The organism is Pseudomonas sp. B21-017, from assembly GCF_024749245.1.
GTDB lineage: Bacteria > Pseudomonadota > Gammaproteobacteria > Pseudomonadales > Pseudomonadaceae > Aquipseudomonas.
This window is the reverse complement of sequence record NZ_CP087194.1, coordinates 2,858,820-2,871,615: the sequence shown is the minus strand read 5'-3', so window position 1 is coordinate 2,871,615 and position 12,796 is coordinate 2,858,820. Positions and strand designations below refer to the sequence as shown.

10 protein-coding genes are annotated in these 12,796 nt (G+C 58.3%); 7 read left to right on the top strand and 3 right to left on the bottom strand.

The features are described from left to right. Positions 1-70: 70 nt before the first annotated feature. From LOY28_RS12960 to LOY28_RS12950, 3 genes are all read right to left on the bottom strand, one after another. The gene (locus LOY28_RS12960; protein WP_258614447.1) at positions 71-520 is read right to left on the bottom strand and encodes a hypothetical protein; all 450 of its coding nucleotides are present in this window, start codon (positions 518-520) and stop codon (positions 71-73) included. A gap of 107 nt (positions 521-627) precedes the next feature. Next, on the bottom strand, positions 628-1,890 hold the full coding sequence (locus LOY28_RS12955) for an ATP-binding protein (RefSeq protein WP_258614071.1): 1,263 nt from the start codon (positions 1,888-1,890) through the stop codon (positions 628-630). Then, the gene (locus LOY28_RS12950) at positions 1,887-2,570 is read right to left on the bottom strand and encodes a response regulator transcription factor (protein WP_258614064.1); all 684 of its coding nucleotides are present in this window, start codon (positions 2,568-2,570) and stop codon (positions 1,887-1,889) included. The genes LOY28_RS12955 and LOY28_RS12950 overlap by 4 nt, the downstream gene beginning before the upstream one ends. A 223-nt stretch (positions 2,571-2,793) precedes the next feature. Here LOY28_RS12950 and bamA point away from each other — a divergent pair, with 223 nt between their 5' ends. From bamA to LOY28_RS12915, 7 genes are all read left to right on the top strand, one after another. Further along, positions 2,794-5,160, top strand: a complete 2,367-nt coding sequence (gene bamA, locus LOY28_RS12945; RefSeq protein WP_258614063.1) for an outer membrane protein assembly factor BamA — start codon at positions 2,794-2,796, stop codon at positions 5,158-5,160. 220 nt (positions 5,161-5,380) lie between these two features. Beyond that, entirely contained in the window at positions 5,381-6,373 is a 993-nt protein-coding gene (locus LOY28_RS12940; RefSeq protein ID WP_018928952.1) for a transporter, read from the top strand. 54 nt (positions 6,374-6,427) lie between these two features. Beyond that, positions 6,428-7,609 (top strand): MFS transporter, encoded by a 1,182-nt coding sequence (locus LOY28_RS12935; RefSeq protein ID WP_258614057.1) that lies wholly within the window; start codon positions 6,428-6,430, stop codon positions 7,607-7,609. 62 nt (positions 7,610-7,671) lie between these two features. Beyond that, positions 7,672-9,123 (top strand): carotenoid oxygenase family protein, encoded by a 1,452-nt coding sequence (locus LOY28_RS12930; protein ID WP_258614445.1) that lies wholly within the window; start codon positions 7,672-7,674, stop codon positions 9,121-9,123. A gap of 316 nt (positions 9,124-9,439) precedes the next feature. After that, positions 9,440-10,291, top strand: a complete 852-nt coding sequence (locus LOY28_RS12925; RefSeq protein ID WP_086945614.1) for a fumarylacetoacetate hydrolase family protein — start codon at positions 9,440-9,442, stop codon at positions 10,289-10,291. A 3-nt stretch (positions 10,292-10,294) separates the two neighbouring features. Continuing rightward, on the top strand, positions 10,295-11,116 hold the full coding sequence (locus LOY28_RS12920; protein WP_258614051.1) for an IclR family transcriptional regulator: 822 nt from the start codon (positions 10,295-10,297) through the stop codon (positions 11,114-11,116). Between the two features lie 21 nt (positions 11,117-11,137). Then, positions 11,138-12,784, top strand: coding sequence for a bifunctional 3-(3-hydroxy-phenyl)propionate/3-hydroxycinnamic acid hydroxylase (locus LOY28_RS12915; protein ID WP_258614044.1), 1,647 nt, complete (start codon positions 11,138-11,140; stop codon positions 12,782-12,784). The last annotated feature ends 12 nt before the right edge of the window (positions 12,785-12,796 follow it).

The window sequence follows — 12,796 nt, the reverse complement described above, 5'->3', positions numbered from 1 at the left end:
GTAGTAATGATTCTCATTGTATGATGCGATGTATTTCCAGTAAACACCTACGCGGTTATTAACTAAAGAGTTATTGCTCTGCCACATAGATGATGGTTTGCGCGCTGTCTGCTGTCGCGGGCGGACGGGTGAAATAAGTGTCGCCGTCATCCGTGAGGATTTCGTATTGCACCTTGCCGGCGATACGGCTCGATACAGCGGCATGCTTGATGATCTTCAGCACCCGCTGAAATTTCACGCTTTGGGTGCCGTTCTGGGCAGGCCCGGTGAGCACATTGACCGTTTGAAACCAGCCATCATTTTTTTTGTTCGATACCAGGGTGCTGGTCAGCGCCTCGAAACGCTCCAGCCGGGTAAAGCCCCAGAGCGTCTGCTCCTCGACCGTTTTGCCCTGCGCGGTAGAACCCGTAAACACAAACAGATTGATGGCCGGATTGTCTTCACAAAAGAAGTCATAGGGCACCAGCCCGTCGACCATTTTCTTGCCGGAAACGAAGCCCTTTTTATGAACCAGAAACATGCCCACCTCCACGCTGAAACATCAGCAAACGCTGCGTAAGTTTGAGCGGGAAGTCTACTGAGGCGAGGCGTACAGAGCCGTCAAGCCAATGTAATATCGTGTAAAGATCACGCCTGACGGGGCAAGCTGATTTCCACGGTCAGCCCAGCGGACGGCTCGTTGCGCGCCACAATCGTGCCGCCGTGCATTTCCACGGCCCTTGAGGCGATCGCCAGGCCCAGGCCGAAACCGGCACTGGCCTCGCTCAAGCCACGCTCGAACGGGTGGAAAATGCTCAGCAGCCGCTCGTTTTCAACACCCGCCCCCTGATCGGTAATCCGCACCGTCAGGCAGTCTGCTTCGAGATTGACCTCAGCCGACACAACAACCGCCGTCATCGGTCTGGTATGGCGCACCGCGTTGCGAATGACGTTCTCGAAACACCGATACAGCAACTCGCCGCTGACCCGACTGACAAAGGCCGGGCACGCCTGCAGACTGACCCGGCAACCTTTCATTCCCGCCTCGAATTGAGCGTCCTCGACGATCACCGCCAGCAACTCGATGATGTCGAGTGGCTCGCGGTCGATACTCTCGGGCCGGCCCTGCATGCGCGCCAGGGTCAACAACGCCTCGATCAACGTATCCATTCGCACCGATTCGCGCTGGATGCGCTCCACCATTTCCTGGCGGGCCGGTTCTTGCTGCAACAGCCCGATGGCAGCTTGCATGCGCGTCAACGGTGAGCGAAGTTCGTGAGAGATGTCATGCAACAGGTGTTGCTGGGCCTCCACCAGCAGTTTCAGCTGGTTGGCCATTCGGTCACAGTCCCCGGCCAGATCGACGATTTCATCGCGGCGCCCGCCCATCATCGGTTTGACCCGGGTTTCGAAGCGCCCCTTGGCCACATCGCTCATCGCCCGCCTGAGATAGGCCAACGGCCACGCCAGGTAATACGCCATATACCCGCTGAACAGCGCACTCATCACCGTGCCGATGATCAGCGGGATCGAACGCCCCGGCCCTTGCTCACCTTCTTTGCCAAGGGGCTGTGAGGATCTGAGCGAGAGGGCCAGACCGTCCTTGCTGATGACCGTTCGCTCAAACGCTGGCCGCGGAACCGGCGACCCAGCCAGCAGTTGACCGGCACTGTCATAGACACCAATGGTTTCGTCACCGGGGTGCCGCCACACTGTCAGCAATTGCCTTCCCGACTCGACGCCGAATTGTCGCAGCAGCTGTTCCTCGCTGGCCAGGATGGCCTCCAAATGAGGATCGCCAGGCCTGTGATTACCCAGTACCAGAATGCCCACCCCGACCAGAAACGTCAGGCTGGTGGCGAGCCAAAACGCCAGGAACAGTTTCCAGAACAGCCGACTGGGTTTCATCATTCGGCGATCAACAGATAACCGAGGCCACGCACGCTCTGAATCCAGGCCTTGGCGTCAGGGCGCGGACCGAGCTTCTGGCGAATGCTGCTGATATGCACGTCGATGCGCCGGTCGTAGCGGGTCAAGGGACAGCCCAAGGCATTGAGCGACAGGTCCTGTTTGCTCACCACCTGCCCGGCACAGCGGGCCAGTTCTTCGAGCAGGCTGAACTCGGTACTGGTCACCCCCAGCTCGCGCCCCTGCCACTGGGCCTGGCGCTTGCCGGGCCACAAGACCAGCGGGCCGGTCCTGATCACTTCGGTGGTGGGCTGATCCGCCGGTTGCACCCGGCGCATGATTGCCCGCAAACGCGCCACCAGTTCCCCCGGTGAACTGGGTTTGGGCACGTAGTCATCGGCCCCCAGTTCCAGGCCGGTGATCTTGTCGATGTTATCGCCACGGGCCGTGAGCAATACCACCGGCACCTGGCTCACGGCGCGAATGCGCCTGAGCACCTCGATACCCGACAGGCGCGGCAGCATCACGTCCAGCACCACAATGCTGTAGTGCCCGGAAAGCGCTTGAATCTCGCCCTCCTCGCCCGTGTGCACGGCGGTCGCCTCGAAGCCTTCACGCTCCAGGTATTGGCTGAGCATTCCAGTCAGTTCCTGGTCATCGTCGACGAGCAATACAGAGATCATGGCGGGCTCTTGAGTGGGGGCCGCGCATTATCGCCCTTGCGCTGCACAGCGTCATCGCCCCGGGCAAACCTTTACCTAACTTGACACTTGGTTAACCGCACCAAACGCACCGAGCTTTTATGCTTCACCTCCACCAGCCTGCTCGCTTCGCGGTAACTCGTCTTGCTGTGAGATATCCGCGCCCGCCTACGCTGCTTGTCGATGTGTTCTGGATAAGATCTTGATGAATTTTTCGCGCCTGCTCTGCTCGGCTGCACTATTGCTCAACGCCACATTTGCGCACGCCCAAGGCTTCAAAATTTCCGATATTCGCATTAATGGCCTGCAACGGGTTTCCGCCGGCAGCGTGTTCGGTGCATTGCCGTTGAACGTCGGCGATGAAGCGGATGATCGTCGTTTGGTGGAGTCCACCCGTGCGTTGTTCAAGACCGGTTTCTTTCAGGATATCCAGCTGGGGCACGACGGTGACGTGCTGATCATCACGGTGGTCGAGCGCCCCTCGGTCGCCAGTATCGAGATCGAAGGCAACAAGGCGATCTCCACTGAAGACCTGATGAAGGGCCTCAAGCAATCCGGTCTGGCCGAAGGCGAGATCTTCCAGCGCGCCACCCTCGAAGGCGTGCGCAACGAGCTGCAGCGCCAATACGTCGCTCAGGGCCGCTACTCGGCGTCGGTCGATGCCGAAGTGATCCCACAACCGCGTAACCGCGTGGGCCTGAAAATCAAGATCGACGAAGGCTCTGTCGCGGCGATCCAACACATCAACGTGGTGGGCAACACGGTCTTTGCTGATGAAGACCTGATCAACCTGTTCGAGCTCAAGACCAGTAACTGGCTGTCGTTCTTCAAGAACGATGACAAGTACGCCCGCGAAAAACTCTCCGGTGACCTGGAGCGCCTACGCTCCTATTACCTGGATCGCGGCTATATCAACATGGACATCACCTCGACCCAGGTGTCGATCACCCCGGACAAGAAACACGTCTATATCACCGTCAACATCAACGAAGGCGCGAAATACACCGTTCGTGACGTCAAGCTCAGCGGTGACCTGAAAGTGCCTGAAGACCAGATCCGTTCCCTGTTGCTGGTTCAGCAAGGCCAGGTGTTTTCCCGCAAGCTGATGACCACCAGCTCGGACTTGATCACCCGTCGCCTGGGCAACGAGGGTTACACCTTTACCAACGTCAACGCGGTCCCCAACCCGAATAATGACGACCATACCGTCGATATCACCTTCGTGGTCGACCCGGGCAAGCGGGCCTACATCAACCGCATCAACTTCCGTGGCAACACCAAGACCGACGACAAAGTGCTGCGTCGCGAAATGCGTCAGATGGAAGGTGGCTGGGCATCGACCTACCTGATCGACCAATCCAAGACCCGTCTGGAACGACTGGGCTTCTTCAAGGAAGTCAACGTCGAGACGCCGGCTGTAGCGGGCGTCGACGACCAGGTTGACGTGAACTACAGCGTCGAAGAGCAGGCCTCCGGTTCGATTAGCGCCAGCGTCGGTTTCTCTCAGAGTTCCGGCCTGATCCTCGGAGGTTCGATCACTCAGAACAACTTCCTGGGCACGGGCAACTACGCCAGCCTGGGCCTGACCCGCTCGGACTACCAAAGCAAGTACAACTTCGGTTTTACCAACCCCTACTTCACGCCGGACGGGGTGAGCCTGGGCTACAACCTGTTCTACAACGCCACCGACTACAGCGATTATTACAGTGACGGCGTTTCGTACTACTCCATCAACAGTTATGGCGCCGGCACTTCACTTGGCTACCCGATCAATGAAACCTCACGGCTGAGTTTCGGCCTGACCGTGCAACACGACAACATCGAGCCAGGCACCTACAGCGCTGATGAGATCTACGATTTCATTGCACGCGAGGGCAAGGAGTTCAACAACTTCAAGGCCAACCTCGGCTGGTCGGAATCGACCCTGAACAAGGGCGTGCTGGCCACCCGCGGACATTCGCAGAACCTCAACCTGACGGTGACAGTGCCCGGCAGTGATCTGAGTTTCTACAAGATCGATTACACCGGGCAGACCTTCCTGCCACTGAGCAACGCCACTTCGCTGCGTTTCCACACCAAGCTCGGTTATGGCAACAGCTACGGCTCGACCGACGGCCTGCCCTTCTATGAAAACTACACGGCCGGTGGCGAAGGTTCGGTGCGCGGCTTTGAAAGCGGCACCCTCGGCCCGCGCAACACCCCGGCCACCGGCAACTATGCCAGTGCCGGCCAGGCGTATTATTCGGATCGGGACACCGACGCATTGGGCGGCAATATCCTCATTACCGGCGGGGTCGAATACCTGTTCCCGATGCCCTTCATCAAAGACAACAAATCCCTGCGCACTTCGGTTTTCTGGGACGTCGGCAGCGTCTACTCCAACAAGTGCTACCTGAGCACCACCCAGGGTTGCGACGGTGTCGACCTCGGTCAACTGGCCAGTTCCGTGGGGGTCGGCGTCACGTGGTACAGCCCGATGGGACCGTTGAGTTTCAACCTGGCCTTCCCGGTCAAAAAGCCTGAGAACGCTGATACGCAAGTGTTCCAGTTCTCCATGGGGCAGACTTTTTGAACCGGTGAGTCCGCAAGCATTCCACTTCGTTGGTGCACTGACACGATGTGCAGAATGTGGGACAAGCCCACCCCCACAGGTTTCGCGCTGCCCCCCCTGCATCATGGCGCTCTCAGTCAACTCTGGCCGTTGTGCTCAAGCATCACGAACGTTCGGGAATTAAAGTCGAAGTGCCAGGGGAGCTACCCCGGCTCACAATTCCAAGAATAGAGCCACTTCGATGAGCCTGAAAAAATCCCTGCCAGTATGCCTGGCACTCAGCTTCGCATCGCTTGCCGTACCAGCAGTAGAGGGCCCTCCACCACCGTCGGTGAGTGAACCCAGCGGCATCAATCTGGGCGGCACCAGTTTCTACGACGGTTTCGCGGGGCCGCCCGGTCTGTCCCACCTGACCTATCTGAAATTCAGCACCGCACGCAGCATCAGGGACAATGCAGGCAAGGATAATGGCGCCTTCGACAATCCGAAGATCAACGTCATCTCGCTGATCAACCAACTGAGCTATTACTCACCCGACACCATCGGCGGTGGTGCACACCTGGGCTGGAGCTTATTGGTGCCCATCATCTCCCTGGACGGTGACTTTGGCGACAACGGTGCCAAGCTCCAGGATAACGGCACAGGGCTTGGTGATGTCACGGTAGGGCCGCAGATCCAGTTCGACCCGATCGTCGACGCCCACGGCAGGCCCGTGTTTGTACAGCGTCTGGCTTTCGACACCATCCTTCCAACCGGCAAATACGATAAACATAAAGACCTGAACCCAGGCTCCAACTACTTCTCTCTGAACCCTTACTGGGCCGCGACCTGGATGCCGGCGCCTCGTTGGGAAGTGAGCTGGAGGCTGCACTACCTGTACAACTTCAAGAACAACGATCCGGCGAGCAGTTCGACGCAACTTTTCGAGGGCCAGCCTGTGCGCGACACCCAGGCAGGACAATCGGCGTGGGCCAACTTCACGGCCTCGTATGAAGTGGTCCCCAACGTATCCGTCGGGATCAACGGGTACTACTTCAGGCAAATATCAGATGACGAGGTTAACGGAGGTCGGCTGAGCAACTCTCGGGAAAAGGTGCTGGGCATCGGCCCGGGCCTGTTCTGGAAAATCAGCGATGGCCAGGGCTTCTGGCTGAATACCTATAAAGAGACCGGCGTCGAGAACCGCGCGCAAACGGATTACGCCGTCCAGATCCGATACGCCCACACATTCTGACCGATGTGCGCCCACTCGTGCATGAGCGGGCCCTTTTACCCGAGGTGATGTTTCATGAACGCGCTCGACTCCATTGACAGTAAAAAATCATTGGCCGCTATCTGCCTGATGATGGTCATTTCCTTAGGGACGTTGCAAATCCAGCCTATTCTGGGCGGAGCCTTTATCGACCAACTCGGTTTGCCACTGAATGCCATCGGCGCCATTTTTGCGGCAGAACTGATTGCGATGGCCGTCGCCTGCGGCGTTTGCGCCATGTTGATGGCCAGCGTCGACCGGCGCCGCTTTGCCCTGATTGCCTTGCTGATGCTGGTACTCGGCAATCTGGCCAGTGCTCAACTGCATAGTCAGGGTTTGCTACTGATCTGCCGAATGATATGCGGCGCAAGCGGTGGCGCGGTCATGGCCGTTGTCTACGCCACCGCAGCCCTGCGCACATCCAAGGATTCGACGTTCGCGGTGATAAACATCGGCAACCTGCTCTGGGGGATGCTGCTTGTGAGTTCCATGCCGGTCATTCTGAAATCATTCGGCGTGGCCGGGGCGTTTTATCTCTTGGCCATCGCCAGTGCCCTGGCGATGGTTGGTAGCTGGAGAGTGCCGAGGAGCTACCCCGAGGCACATCGGGCAGCGAGCGGCTCGATCCCGCCTTTCGGGCTCACATCGATCTTACTGCTGATGCTTTTTACGCTGCTGTTTTTTGGCCATTCCGCACTGTGGGTTTACCAAGAGCGCATCGGTAAAAGCATTGGCCTGGAACCGCAACAGATCGGTGGAATACTGGGGGGCAGCATCCTTGCCGGTGCCCTTGGAGCGGCACTGGCCGGACTTATCGGCAGACGCCTTGGGTTGCTGTTTCCGCAACTACTAAGCTTCGGCACGGCGCTGATTGCGACTCTGGTCATGGTCTATGGCAATACCCCTGTAGCATTTGCGGTCACTGCCTGCCTGATCCATGCAGTATGGTTTTTCAGTCTGCCTTACTTACTGTCCATGGCGGCCGAGCTGGACCCTTCCGGCCGACTGGCCGGGCTGGGTAACGCCGCGATTTTCGTTGGTCAGGGGCTCGGCCCGTTTGGCGCGGCACTCGTGGTAGGCGAAGGGCAATTCCGCGCCGTCGGATGGCTGGCGGCCTCGGCCTACCTGACAGCCCTGGTTATCTCGTGTCTGCTCGTTGCACGTTTTCGTCGTGACGCGAAGCCTTGCGCAACAGCACTGTCGCCTCAGTCGACCTGACCTGATATCAAACAGGAACCCCGTCAATGAACAATCGATACCCATCTTCAGAGGTTATGCCGATGACCACCCCGTTTCCCCAAACCCCTGAATTTTCCGGCGCGCTCTATGCACCCAGTCGGATAGAAGCCGAGGTGTTCGACCTGGAGATTGAAGGCACCCTTCCCGCTTCGATCCGTGGCGCTTTTTATCAGGTTGCGCCAGACCCGCAATACCCGCCGATGCTGGGCTCGGATATTTTCTTCAATGGCGACGGAATGGTCAGCGCGTTCTACTTTGCCGATGGCAAGGTGTCGATGCGACGTCGCTACGTAATAACCGACCGGTTGATGGCTCAGCGCCGCGAAGGTCGCTCGCTCAATGGAATCTATCGAAACGTCTACACCAATGATCCACTAGCGGCGAAGAACAACACCACCGCCAATACCAGCGTTGTCGCTCATAACGGTGTGCTGCTTGCACTCAAAGAAGATGCCATGCCCTGGGCAATGGATCTTGAAACACTGGAAACCCTCGGCGAGTGGCATTTTGACGGGCAGATCGAATCAGCGACGTTCACCGCCCACCCCAAGCTCGACCCGGTATCAGGAAACCTCTTGGCCTTCAGCTACGAAGCCAAAGGCGACGGCACACCTGACCTGGCCTATTTCGAACTGTCGCCCGACGGAAAGCTGTTGCACCAAATCTGGTTCCAGGCGCCGTACGCGGCCATGGTTCATGATTTCGCGGTGACTGAACACTACGTGGTGTTCCCGCTGATTCCGTTGACGACCGACCTCGAGCGTATGAAGAAAGGTGGCCAGCATTTCCAATGGCAACCCGATCTGCCTCAGCTCTTCGCCGTCGTACCACGCAATGGGCGCGCGGAGGACGTTCGATGGTTCAAGGGCCCCAAGGACGGTTTCCAGGGCCATACGCTCAACGCGTTCGATGAGGGCGACAAGGTTTACGTAGACATGCCGGTCACCGGCGGGAATATCTTTTACTTCTTTCCCCAGGCCGACGGTCATGTCCCGCCACCCGAAACACTGGCGGCCAGCCTGATGCGCTGGACCTTCGACCTGACCAGCACGCAGGAGGACATTCAACCGCAGCCATTGACGGATTACCCCTGCGAATTCCCAAGGTGCGATGACCGCTACATCGGTCGAAAATATGAGCACGGCTTTGTGCTCGCGTTCGATCCAGAGCGCCCGTACAACCCCGCGAATGGGCCGATTCCGTTTCAATTCTTCAATCTGCTGGCCCATGTGAACCTGAAAACAGGCACCACCGATGCCTGGTTTCCCGGTGACAGCGGATGCTTCCAGGAGCCCATTTTCATTCCGCGCTCCCCTGATGCGCAGGAGGCGGATGGCTACGTCGTTTCCGTTCTCAATCACATCGCGGACGGTCGCAGCGAGCTTGTAGTTCTGGATTCTCGTGACATGGAGAATGGCCCCATTGCACGAATCAAAGTGCCGTTCCGGATGCGCATGTCGCTACATGGTTGCTGGGTGCCGAGCAAACTATGAACCCATGGGCGACCCACTGAAATGACAGGAAGCCTGTGATTCACCAGGCCGGGATACGGCTCCTGCCCTGACCTTCCAAACACGTCACTGTCTCGTATTGCCTGTTCCGGAGGGTCGGCAAAATGCTGCCAAAAATACATAAAAAAGCATAATTCCTGCATTTTGGGATTTTTAATAAATCCCGCTTTACAGGATTAATCTCCACAACTAGATTGAACCTCAACCGCCGCGGCTTACCTGCCGCCATAGCTACATGAGCAGTGCCGAGCTTCTTTGCTCCCTGCGCATGCGCTGATCCTCTATCAAGGAGCACTCAATGAAACTCGCGAGCTTTATTGTTCAAGGCCGTAGCACCTACGGCGTCGTCGATGGCGAGCATGTCATCGATCTGGAGTCGGTCAAGCAAACCTTCGGCACCGATCTCAAGCAGGCTATCGCCAACAATCGCCTGGCCGAACTAAGCCACGAGGTCCTCGCGAGCCTGCCTCGTATCCCATTGGCTGAAGTAACTTTTCTCCCCGTCATCCCGAACCCGGGCAAAGTGCTGTGCATTGGCATCAACTACGCCACACACGTACGTGAAACCGGTCGTGAGATGCCGACCTACCCGATGATTTTCACTCGTTTCGCTGACAGCCAGACTGCCCACCTGCAACCCATCGTTCGCCCGAAGGCCTCGCACAAGCTTGATTTTGAAGGCGAGCTGGCGGTGGTAATCGGCAAACCGGCGCGTCACGTCAAGCAAGCCGACGCGCTGGACTATGTCGCCGGTTACGCCTGCTACAACGACGGCAGTGTCCGCGACTGGCAGAAACACACCATTCAATTCGTGCCGGGCAAGAACTTCCCGAACACCGGCGGCTTTGGCCCTTGGCTGGTTACCCGCGACGAGATCGGTGATCCGCAGGACCTGGAACTGACTACCCGCCTCAATGGCGAAGTCATGCAGCACACCAGCACCAGCGACATGATTTTCGACGTCCGCGCACTGATCGAATATTGCTCCACCTTCACCGAACTGGCCCCCGGCGATGTGATTGTCAGCGGCACCACCGGCGGCGTCGGCGCGTTCCGTGAACCGCCGGTATGGATGAAACCGGGCGATGAAGTCGAGATCGAAATTTCGCGAATCGGCATCCTGCGCAACAGCATCGTCGACGAGCAGTAAGCCATGGCCACACTACGCGAATCAGAACAATTGCCGGCGCAGGATATCGACAGTAAAGGTTCTAGCCTGGAGCGCATGCTGCGGGTACTCGATCTGTTTACCGAAGAGAGTCCGATCTGGGCTGTCGATGACATGGGCGGTGCATTGGGGTTTACCCGTTCAACCATCTACCGCTATGTGCGCGAACTGGCCGAGGCCAACTTGTTGTTCCAGGTCGGGGCCGGACGTTACGCCCTGGGCGCGAGAATCATTACCTGGGACCGTCAGTTGCGACTGAGCGACCCTTTGGTGCGCGCCGCACAATCATTGGAACCAAGCCTCCCACGCTGGAGCGAGCAACAGATCTGGCTGATCTGCCGCCTGTTCAAGGACCAGGTGGTCTGCATTCATCAATACGGCGATTTGTTCAGCGAGGTCAGCTACTCACGCGGCTCACCGAGGCCGTTGTTCCTGGGGGCGACCTCCAAGGCCATCCTCGCCAACATGACCGCGCGTCAACACAGCCAACTCTTCCTGGAAAACCCCGATGAGGTGCGCGCCAGCAACCTTGGTCAGACCTGGGAACAGTTCCGCCGCTCGCTGCAGCGTCTTCGTCATCAGGGCTATGTGGCCAGCGCCGGCGAAGTCGACGCTGGCGTCTATGGCCTCGCCGCTCCGATCTTCGATGGCGATGGCAAAGTCGTCGGCAGCATCAGCTGCGTGCGCCCGATTCAGGAACGTGACAGCACTCAGGAAGAACAGCAAGGACAGCAGGTCCTCGCCCTGGCGCAAAACCTGTCGCAACTCATGGCTGCACTCGCCAACCGCCCCAAGCCATTGGACTGAGCCATCCGGAAGGGAACAACAATGACACCCCTCAAAAAAATCAGTACACACGTCTTGATCATCGGCGCCGGGCCCACCGGGCTGACCCTGGCCAACTTGCTTGGCCAAGCCGATGTGGACACCTTGATCATTGATCGCAAGCCGGACACCGTGACCGAGCCGCGGGCCGTTTCGATCGATGACGAATCCTTGCGCACCATGCAGGCCGTCGGACTGGATGAAGCCGTGTTGCGAGATGTAGTGCCGGGCTATGGCGTGCACTACTTCACTCGGCCCGGTGGCCGCTGCTTCGGCAAAGTCGAGCCCACCGGCAAGTTGTACGGGTTCCCCAAGCGCAATGCATTTCGCCAGCCACTGTTTGAACACACCCTGAAAATGGGCCTCGAGCGCTTTGCCAACCTGAAGGCACGGTTCAGCCATGAGCTGCTGGAATTCAGTCAGGATAAGCATGGCGTGCGCGCACTGATCCGTGACGCAGACGGCGAAACTGTCGAAGTCCATGCGGCCTATCTGGTCGCCTGCGACGGTGGTCGTAGCCCGGTGCGCAAGCAACTCGGAATCGAGATGGTTGGCTCGAGCTTCTCCTCGCGCTGGCTGGTGGTCGACACTGATCAGGATGACGATCCGTTCTGGCAAACACGTGTGTACTGCGATGCACGCCGTCCCGTCGTTGAAGTACCCGGCCCCCACCGCACACGCCGCTTCGAGTTTCTGCTCAAGCCGGACGAAACCGATGAGCAGGTACTCGGCGATGCTCGCCTGCAAGCGTTGCTTCATCCCTTCAAGGGCAACACCCCGGCGTCCATCGTGCGCAAGACCGTTTATACCTTCCACGCCCGGGTTGCCGAACGGTGGCAAGTGAACCGCGTGTTTCTCGCTGGCGATGCCGCGCATCTGACCCCTCCCTATGCCGGACAGGGCATGAACAGCGGTGTTCGCGATGCCCATAACCTGGCCTGGAAACTGATCGGCGTGCTGAAGGGCAAAATGGCTGAAACGGCTCTACTGTCTTACGAAAGCGAGCGTCGCGATCACGCCTGGGCATTGATCAGACTGGCCTTGAACCTCGGCGTGGTCATGGCGCCGGCAACTGTCTTGCGCGCTCGTTTGATCAGCGGTGCATTTGCTTTGATCGGCCTGCTGCCGCCGTTGCGGGACTATTTCCTGCAAATGCGCTTCAAGCCTAAACCCCGATTCACCAAAGGGCTGGTACTGACCGAAGGTAAAGCCGGGAAACTGTCCTGCGGACACATGTTCCCTCAACCGATGCTCACCGATGCTCAAGGCCAGGAATTTCTGCTCGATGACTCGATCGGTGCCGGCTTCGCCTTGATTCAGTACGGCGATTACAGCCGCCAACGCATCGACGAACTCCAGCATGGCTTGTGGTTCCACCTCGAAGCCAAGCGCATTCTGATCCTTCCCGAGCCTGTCAAAAACATCCCTTCGATGCCTGGCTGCGCGGTGCTTCATGACCGCCAGGGTTTGCTCAAAGAAATACTGGGCGATTCAAACACATTCTTGCTGCTGCGCCCGGATCGCTATATCGCCGCCATCTTCGATAAGAGCGGCGAAACAAAGGCTGCCGAGTCGCTGCAGTCGTTGTTCGGCATCGCGCAGGCGCGAAACCAGACAGCCGAGTCGAGTATCGCACCGGTCTTTCCCTGAACCCTTAAAGCT